This window comes from Chryseobacterium sp. AG363, from assembly GCF_003610675.1.
Classification (GTDB): Bacteria; Bacteroidota; Bacteroidia; order Flavobacteriales; family Weeksellaceae; genus Chryseobacterium; species Chryseobacterium cucumeris.
Map to the genome: position 1 here is coordinate 182,333 of NZ_RAQF01000008.1, position 8,781 is coordinate 191,113.

The following is an 8,781-nucleotide window of genomic DNA, read 5'->3' on the forward strand; positions in this document are numbered from 1 at the left end:
CACTTGCGAAGCAAATTCACCATTGACGATTCAACTTTTGAATGCATTGTGAATAGTGAATAGCCAATTCGCTCCGCTTGTCAATTTTTAATGAATTTACTTACTGTTTGATTATAAAAATTCACTATTCACTTGTGAAGCAAGATTCACTATTGACCATCACTATTGTCCAAAAACGAACTCTTAGTAACTTTTCCACCCGTTTTATAAAGCCTGTTCCTATTTTTCTTTGTAAATTGGGGCAAAATTTTGATTATGACAAAAAAGATACTTTTATCTGTATTTCTTTTGCCAGCTGCAATGGCATTTGCGCAACAATATGGAGGGATGTGGATTCCTACAGAGCTGAATGAAAAGGAAATGAAGGATTTAGGAATGAAGATTTCTGCAAAAGATATTTTCAATCCTCAGAAACCAAGCATTAAAGATGCGGTAGTACAGTTTAATGGCGGATGTACTGCAGAAATTATTTCGCCTAAAGGATTGCTTTTAACGAACCATCACTGTGGTTTTGGGCAGATTCAGGCACACTCTACCGTTCAGAATGATCTTCTTTCAAACGGATTCTGGGCAAAAAATACAGAAGGTGAGCTTCCTAATCCGGGAGTAAAAGTAGATTTTATTGTAGATATAAAAGAAGTTACTGATCCGATATTAGAAGGTACAGACAATCTTACAGAACCAGAACTTACTAAAAAGATCAACAACAATATTGAGGTGTATAAAAACTCTCAGAAAATTGAATCTTACCAGTCAATCATGGTAAAACCAATGTATTATGGAAACAAATACTATGCTTATACCATCGAAACGTATAAAGATATCCGTCTTGTAGGAGCTCCGCCTCAAAGCATCGGGAAATTCGGAAGCGATACGGACAACTGGGTTTGGCCGAGACACACCGGAGATTTCTCTATGTTCAGAATTTATGCAGACAAGAACAACAAACCTGCAGAATATTCTAAAGACAATGTACCTTACGTTCCAAAGCACTATTTACCGGTTTCTATCAAAGATAAAAACGAGAACGATTTTACTTTTGTTTTCGGATTCCCGGGAAGAACTACAGAATACCTTCCTGCAATCGCTGTAGAGAAGATCATGAAAGATATTGACCCTGCGAGAATTGCGGTACGTGATGTTGCTTTAAAAACTTTGGACGAAAAAATGCGTGTTGACAATGAAACGCGTATCAAATATGCCTCAAAATATGCTTCAGTAGCCAACTATTGGAAAAAATGGATCGGTGAAGTAGAAGGATTGAAAAAATCCAATGCTGTAGAAAAGAAAGTAATGTATGAAGGTTCTTTGGTTGCTAAAAATCCTGAGATCAAGACTACTTTGGATCAGCTGAATAAACTGTACAATGATCAGGCTCCTTATGCATTAAACAATGCTTACTACACAGAAGTGATAAGAAATGCAGAGACTTTGAAGCTTGCCGGAGATTATTATGACTTCGTAGCTTCTGTAGAAGCAGGAAGAATGGATGAAAAGGAACTTTCAAAGTTAAAAACAAAATTAACTTCTTTCTATAAAGATTACAGTGCTGAGCTTGATGCAAAAGTAACTGCGAAACTATTGGCTTTATATGTGAATAAAACGGCACCTCAGTTTTTACCGGCAGGATTCAGCAAATATAAAGATGAGAATGCTAATATTCCTGTTGTAGAAGATATGTCTAAAAACTCTGTCATCACAGGAAGAACAGCTGTAAACGGAGGAACATTAACTGCCGATATTGATAAAGCATTTTCTAATCAGGATAAACTGATCAGGACTTTAAAGAAAGATCCTATTTATCAATTATATGTTTCGATGAAAGAAACCTATATGAAAACTGCAGATCCGCAATACACTTCAATGCAGGCAAAAATTGATGCTTTGCAGAAAAAATTCATGGCGCAGCAGATGAAGACGGATAAAGACAGAAAATTCTTCCCGGATGCCAACTCAACGCTTCGTGTAACTTACGGTAAAGTGAAAGGTTCTACTCCTAGAGATGCTGTTTCTTACGGGTACCAGACTCACCTTGCTGGAGTAATGGAAAAGTATGTTCCCGGAGATTACGAATTTGATGTTCCAAAGAAACTGATTGACCTTTACAACAAAAAAGACTTCGGAATCTATAAAGATAAAACAGGTGATGTTCCTGTAGGATTCACTGCTACCAATCATACAACCGGAGGAAACTCGGGAAGCCCGGCTTTGGATGCCAACGGAAACCTTGTAGGATTGAATTTCGACAGACAGTGGGAAGGAACAATGAGTGATATCAACTATGATCCGCGTTTCAGCAGAAACATCATGGTAGATACAAAATATATCCTTTTCATCATTGATAAGTTCGCAGACTCAAGATGGCTTGTAGATGAAATGAAGATCATAAAATAATTTTAAAAGTTATACCTTTAAGAATCTATTTGAATTTAATTTTGAATAGATTCTTTTTATTTACAATAGGATGAAAGACAGCATCATCAATGTTTTGGCAGCTTTTGAAACTGGGAATATCGGAAAATCATTTCCGCTGGACTATTGTCTGCCGCTTTATCACAGTGTTTCAGACAAAGAACTTCCTCATTTAAAACATGTGATCCGTTATAAGACGACTCAACAGTTTGAGAATGATCTGGATTATATCGCAAAGCATTTTCAGTTTGTAAACTGGCAGGAGTTCAAAGATTATATGGCCGGAAGTTTTAAACCTTCGAAAAAAATTGCCCTTTTAACTTTTGATGATGGTTTCAGAGAGTTTTACGATATTGTAGTTCCCATTCTGGAACGAAAAGGAATATATGCCTGTAATTTTATCAATCCGGCTTTCATAGATAATAAAGAGATGATGTTCAGGTGCAAGGCAAGTCTTCTTGGCGATGCTGCTGAAAAAATGAAAACAATAGATCCTGAAATTTATTTTATCCTGTCGTTGAAAAATATGGATAGACGCGCTCTACAAAAGAAAATTTTATCCATAAATTATCAGAAAAGAAATATTCTGGATCAGCTTGCTGAAAAACTTGAAATAGATTTTAAGGCTTATTCAAAGGAATTTAAACCTTATTTAACAACAGAAGAATTAAAAGAACTTACCAACAAAGGTTTTGGAATTTCTTCGCACAGCTGGGATCATCCCAAATATGGCGATTTGTCTTTGAAAGAACAGATGACAACAACCGACAGAACCTTTGCTTATTTAAAAGAAAATGGTTTTTTGTACGAAAGTTTTGCATTCCCGTTTACCGATTTTGAAGTAAAGAAAGATTTTTTTGATGAACTTTATAAAAATGAAGAGATCTACTGCAGCTTTGGGTGTGCCGGTATAAAACTGGACAGTGTGAAGAGAAATTTTCAAAGAATTCCAATGGAAATGGGAGAGAGCGGAGCACAGATATTGAAAAAAGAAATAGCTTACTTCAGATTGAAAAGCCTGATGAATAAAAATACGATTGTGAGAAAATGATAGCGCTGAAAACATTCAATAGAAAAGAACTGGAAGATTTTATATCCTCCGGAAATTTTCAGCAATATGATTTTCTTCCCATTACAAGACATCGCTCGCTGTCTCATATTCAGAACCCAAAAGCATCAGATCATGATACACTTCTCATTCTTGCTTTTTATGAAGAAAAACTGATCGGTTATGTGGGATGTTTTCCGGATTGTTTTACTATAGATGGAAAAGAAATCCGCTATGCCTGGCTCAGTACCCTGTATGTTAACCCGGAATATAGAAAAAAAAGACCGGCGAAAGCATTGCTGAAAAAAGTTTTTGAAGAATACGAAGGCCGGATTGCCATTACAGAATTTACTAAAGAAGCAGAAGCCCTCTATAATATTATGGGTGTTTTTGATTATGTTTTTCCCAAAGAAGGGAAACGCTACTACTTCAGAACCGATGCCGCTAAAATGATTCCTGAAAAGAAACCTGGAACACAACCGTTGAAACCTCTTTTTCAAATTCTGGATGCTGTCGCCAATGGAGTGATCTCAATAAAGAACCTAGCCGCACCAAAACCAGATTTTAAATATGAAGTTCTGGATCAGATCGACAAAGAAAGTGCAGATTTTATGAACAGGTTTCCCGGGATGCGTAATGCAGATGAAATCAATACTTTTATCAATTATCCCTGGGTTTTAGAAGGCAAAAAAGATGAAAAATACCTGTTTTCAAGTTTTGCTGACAGCTTTAAATATTTCTGGATCAAAATTTTAAATAAAAATAACAAGATTACATCCTGTTTTCTGCTGCAGCTCCGTGATGGCTATCTTAAAATACCTTACCTTTTTACGGACGGTAATTTCGATGAGGTTATCCGGTTTTTACATTATTTCATCGTGAGTCATAAAGTAAAAGGCTTTACTTCTTATCAAACCGCATTAAACAAGGAAATACAACAGTCAAAAGTATTTTCCCCTATCTATGAACGTGATTTTAAAAGAGAGTACCTGTTTCATAAAAATCTTTTGGAATTACTTCCTGATCATTTTAATCCAAAATATCAGGATGGTGACGGAGATTGTATGATGACGTAATAGATTTATAAATGATGAATGATGAATGATGAATGATGAATGATGAGCTACACGTGATCAATTATCATTTATCACTTATAAAAAAACAAACCGCCTGATAATTCTATCTGGCGGTTTGTTTTTTAATGTCCGAAAATATCTTTCAGACTTACTTCTTTAAATATTCCCATTTTGTTGACAGCTTCCATATCAAGATTCTCTTTTTTGCCGATAATAGCGGTGTTAAAATGTATTGATTTGACTTCTGTCTGATAAAAATGCTTGATATCCTCAAATGTTAACTGCTGGATCTGTTCATAAATATCTTTTCTGAAATCATGATAGATATTTAATTTCTGCAGTCTTAAGGTATTGAAAAATATATTGTTTCGGGTAACCCTTGTTGAAGCAATCTGTTTCAGAGCTGCATTTCTGGCATTCTCAAACTGAATAGGGACTTCTGGCAGCTCGTTCATCAGTTCATTCAGGGTATCTACAGCGATCATCAGCTTGTCAGGCTGGGTTCCGATATAAGTCGTTACATAATCAGGATGGTTCAGCTCAGAGTTCGCTGCATAAGAAACATAAGCAGAGTAGGCAAGACTTTTACTTTCCCGCATTTCCTGGAAAACAATGGAAGATAACCCTCTTCCAAAATATTCATTGAACACATTGATCTTTCCGAAATGAAGCGGGTTCACCTCGCTTCCTTTACCAATCTTGCTCATTTCCATCTGAACCATATCATAGTTGATGAAATACACGTTTCCTCCGGTTGCCGGTTCCGGATACAGTTTGGCAGCTGGTATCTGAAGGCTTTCAGGTTCTATGTACTCACCGATGTATTTTGTAAAGGTTTCAAAATTTTTACCATAGAAAAATACCTGATAAGGATATTGGAAAAGCTTTTTCATTCTGTCTGTAAAAACTTCAGCACTGCTGTTTTCAAGCTCTTCCTTAGAAATAACATCCGTAAAACGTGAGTTGCTACCCAGCTTTGTATAATTGTTCAGGGCTGTTATAATCCGGTTTTTATCTTTCTTCATGGCCTGACGGTTTTCCAGTACTGTTCCCACAAACTGATTATAGATTTCCTGATCAGGCTGTACATCTCGCATCCAATGCTGCAGAAGGGCAATTCCTTTTTCTATATTCTCTTCCAGTCCGCTCAGCGAGATGGTCAACTGATTGTTCGTTGTTTTAAAATCATTGCTGATTCCGATTTTGAAAAACTCCTTTTTTAAATCCTCCGGCGAAAGGGTATCAGTTCCCAAATACTGAAGAAGCTGAGTTGAAACCCCTAAATCTCTGTCATGATCACTTCCAAAAGAGAAAATGAAATGTACCTGAGCAATATCGTTGTATTTATTCTTTACGAAACTTAATTTCTTTCCGTTAAGCTGATCTGTAACGATTCCTTTTTGATAATCAATAAATTCAGGCTTGATATCCTCAGTTTTATCCGCTAAAATCTCTTTCAGAAACTCTGACTGCGTATCACGGTTGATCTTAACAGGAGTGATACCTGGATTCTCAACTCTGATCAGTTTGTCGTTTACCCCTTTTTCTTTATTAACAACCACATAGTTTTCCTTGAAAAACTCATTGGCAAAATTCACTACGTCATCTTTGGTGAAAGAGGCATACTCATCCATTTCATTCAGTTCCTCTTCCCAGGTTCTTCCTTTTATATAAGAATCGTAAAGATTGGTAGCAAGGCCTTCGGCGGTTTCAAGACCTTTCATTCTCTGAAGTTTGAAATCATTGATGATGGCTGGCAGCATCCAGTCCGGAAAATCTCCTTTCTTGATCAGCTCAATTTCATCCAATACCATATTCTTTGCTTCCTCCAGGGTCTGTGTTTCCTTAGGAACCGCAACAATGGAGAAATATCCATACTGTCTTAGTCCTACAGAAAAGGCTTGAGCCCAAAGCATCTTCTGCGTCTGGTTAATGTGTAAATCCAATAATCCGGCTTCTCCTCTGTTGCTGAGAATATTGGCAGCTATATCAGCCAGCATTGCTTCTCTTGTTCCATAGCTATCTGTTCTCCATGCAAGCTGAGTACGTGGAGTAGTAGGGCTTTTTACTGTTCTGGCTACAACTTCTGTAATAGGCTGTTCAGTAATGGGTGTTTTTGCAGGAAGCTCTTTATAAGGTAAAGTCCCGAAATACTGATCAATTAATTGGATCGTCTCATCGAAGTCAAGATCCCCGACTAGTACCATAGCATAATTATTAGGAACATAATATTCATCAAAATACTTATGAATAGCCTTCATCGATGGATTTTTCAGGTGTTCAGGTTTTCCCAGTGTCGTTTGCTGTCCATTAGGATGAGTCGGGAAAAGAGCATCCATCAGTTCGTAACTCACAAGTCTTGTGTCATTGTCCTGCGCCCTGTTGAACTCCTCATACACCGATTCCAGCTCAGTATGGAAAAGACGAAGTACAATTTCAGAGAATCTTTCCTTTTCTATTTTCAGCCATTTTTCAAGTTCGTTATTCGGAATATTGTTTTTGTAAACCGTTTCATCAAACCAGGTATGCGCATTAGTACCGCTGGCTCCCAGAGAAGAAATCGCTTTATCATATTCATTGGCAATGGCATATTGGCTGGCTTCCTGGGAAACTTCATCAATCTTTTTGTAGATTTCCCTTTTCTTTTCAGGATTCTGTTCTGCTTTATGTTCTTCATATAAAGCCGAGATCTGATCAAGAAGTTCTTTTTCCTTTTCCCAGTTCTGGGTTCCGATTTTTGAAGTTCCTTTAAACATCATATGCTCAAGATAATGTGCCAGCCCTGTATTATCAGCCGGATCATTATTACTTCCTGTTCTTACCGGAATGAAGGTTTGTATTCTTGGGGCATCAAAATTCTGAGCAAGAAAAACCTTTAATCCATTTTTCAAAGTATAGATTCTGACGTTATTTTCGTCATGGGTTACCGTAATATAGTCATATTGGTTGTTATCTGTATGTACCGTTTCCTTATATTTTCTGTCTGTCATATATAAAACTCATTTCATCCCTTAGAAACCGGAATGCACTACAAATGTAAGGAATCAAAAAAAATGTTAGCCTCTTTTTATCATTATTACATCTATTATTACGGTTGAGAAGGTGAATCATTCTACAGAAACTGTTTGTCAATCCCGTATACCATTATATACAATCACTATAATTTCATATTCCCAACCCTCCAACTCTCGAACTTTATAAGGAGCTATTTCCTGCTATCCATTCCTACTCCTCGCACCAGCGCTCTCCCACGCTCCAACCCTCCCACCCTCCGACGCAAGCTGCGGGGTAACCATTTCTATCAGGGCTAGGGTAGGAGTCGTTAATGATAAGTGGTTAATGATGAATGATGAATGATGAATGATGAATGATGAGGTTCTGGTTATTGAGTTTCGAGGTTCGGGTTTCCAGGTAGAAAAGGAATATTGGTTTGAATTTTCATATTGCAGAATTCTATGTAAACATATTATTGAGTGTAAATCCCTATTTCCATTGTATCATTCTGCAGGAATCCAAATTCTTTACAAGAGCGCTTGTAAGTTGGCAGGATAATATCTGAGGTCTTTTAGCAGTTAGTATTAGCCATGTCATGCTGAGCTGAGTCGAAGCATTGTAATTAATTACGCGTGTAGGAGTTAAATCTTATTGCTCTATATAATATATAAATATACTCTTCAGTCTTCGTCGAAGAAAGTAAGCTCTCTTGTATAGTCTGGTCTCTATATTATATAATATATACCCTATTTGACCATAGTCACCCCAAACCCTCCAACCTACTTACTCTCCAACCACACCTCCAAACAAATGTTTAAAATTTTTCACCCTGCTATCCAGCTGATTAGGATAAAAACCTATCCGAATATGAAATTTATGTTAAATAAACTTGTTTTGCGTTGTATGAAGTTACTATCTTTGCCCCACTGAAAAACGAAAGCTATTCAGTAGCGCAGAAGAGCCTTTAGATGGGCAGAAACGATATTACTTTAAAAAAGAAACGGACGAAAAAAACTTTAAAACTTTTTTAAAAAAAAGTTGCCAGTTTAAAAAGAGTTTGTATCTTTGCAGTCCCAATTAGAGGGAGCGCAGGAGTATAGAGATTGAGGTTTTGAGAAGGGTTAAGGTTACTTAAAAAACTTTAAAATTTTCTTCAAAAACATTTGGTCATTAAAAAATAAAGTTTTACTTTTGCACTCGCAAATACGGAGCGACACTGACAGAGAGATTGCTTCGTTGAAAAGCGAAAGA

Annotated in this window: 4 protein-coding genes; 3 read left to right on the forward strand and 1 reads right to left on the reverse strand. The window is 36.7% G+C overall.

Annotated elements, in window-relative coordinates; all coding sequences use genetic code 11:
- Positions 1–255: 255 nt before the first annotated feature.
- The 3 genes from DEU39_RS23585 to DEU39_RS23595 all read left to right on the forward strand — a co-directional run bounded on the left by DEU39_RS23585 (position 256) and on the right by DEU39_RS23595 (position 4,536).
- Complete coding sequence (locus DEU39_RS23585) at positions 256–2,394, forward strand: S46 family peptidase (protein WP_120233574.1); 2,139 nt, start codon at positions 256–258, stop codon at positions 2,392–2,394.
- A 70-nt stretch (positions 2,395–2,464) separates the two neighbouring features.
- Entirely contained in the window at positions 2,465–3,463 is a 999-nt protein-coding gene (locus DEU39_RS23590) for a polysaccharide deacetylase family protein (protein ID WP_120233575.1), read from the forward strand.
- Entirely contained in the window at positions 3,460–4,536 is a 1,077-nt protein-coding gene (locus DEU39_RS23595) for a GNAT family N-acetyltransferase (RefSeq protein ID WP_120233576.1), read from the forward strand. The genes DEU39_RS23590 and DEU39_RS23595 overlap by 4 nt, the downstream gene beginning before the upstream one ends.
- Before the next feature lie 122 nt (positions 4,537–4,658).
- On the opposite strand, the gene DEU39_RS23600 is transcribed toward DEU39_RS23595, so the two are convergent.
- Entirely contained in the window at positions 4,659–7,526 is a 2,868-nt protein-coding gene (locus tag DEU39_RS23600) for a M16 family metallopeptidase (RefSeq protein WP_120233577.1), read from the reverse strand.
- Positions 7,527–8,781 lie beyond the last annotated feature (1,255 nt).

Bases quoted from the DNA above. Each gene is read 5' to 3' on its own strand.
- DEU39_RS23600 (WP_120233577.1), bottom strand. From the start codon at position 7,526: ATGACAGACAGAAAATATAAGGAAACGGTACATACAGATAACAACCAA.
- DEU39_RS23585 (WP_120233574.1), top strand. From the start codon at position 256: ATGACAAAAAAGATACTTTTATCTGTATTTCTTTTGCCAGCTGCAATG.
- DEU39_RS23595 (WP_120233576.1), top strand. From the start codon at position 3,460: ATGATAGCGCTGAAAACATTCAATAGAAAAGAACTGGAAGATTTTATA.
- DEU39_RS23590 (WP_120233575.1), top strand. From the start codon at position 2,465: ATGAAAGACAGCATCATCAATGTTTTGGCAGCTTTTGAAACTGGGAAT.